This is a genomic window from Terrabacter sp. P5_B1 (genome assembly GCF_056400505.1).
Genome location: NZ_JBFULD010000636.1, coordinates 1 through 571, shown reverse-complemented (window position 1 = coordinate 571; position 571 = coordinate 1). Strand labels below are relative to the sequence as shown.

Annotated in this window: 1 protein-coding gene; it reads left to right on the top strand. The window is 76.5% G+C overall.

Going from position 1 to position 571, the window contains the following annotated elements:
- The coding region (locus AC1DP0_RS22560; protein ID WP_478088927.1) for an EF-Tu/IF-2/RF-3 family GTPase at window positions 1-571 on the top strand (571 nt) is incomplete at both ends.

Sequence of the window (571 nt, the reverse complement as noted above, 5' to 3'; positions counted from 1 at the left end):
GGTCGCACGAGCCTGGCCGGGMGCGCCGCGCTGGCGGTGTCGGCGCGCACCGGCCAGGGCGTCGAGGCCCTCCGGGACGCCCTCGACGACCTCGTCGCCTCCCTGCCCTCCCCCGACCGGAGTGGACGCACGCGCCTCTGGGTGGACCGGTCCTTCTCGGTCCGTGGGAGCGGGACCGTCGTCACCGGCACGCTCGGCGCCGGGACGATCCGGCTCGGTGACGAGCTGGTCGTCCACCGCACGACCGGTGCCTCCCAGGCGGTCACCGTGCGCGGCGTGCAGAGCCTCGGTCGCGCCCGTGACGACGTGCCTGCCGTGGCGCGCGTCGCGGTCAACCTGCGTGGAGTCGGTGTCGACGAGGTGGCTCGCGGCGACGTGCTGCTGACGCCTCGCGCCTGGCGCGTGACGAGGGCGCTCGACGCACGGCTCGTCGGAGCCCATGGCCACGAGCACGACCCCGCCGAACCCGCCCACTCAGACCCGCTCCCCTCGCACGTCATGGTCCATCTCGGCACCCTCGCGGTCGAGGCCAGGGTGCGGCCGCTCGGCCCGGGCGCGGTGCGGCTCGCCC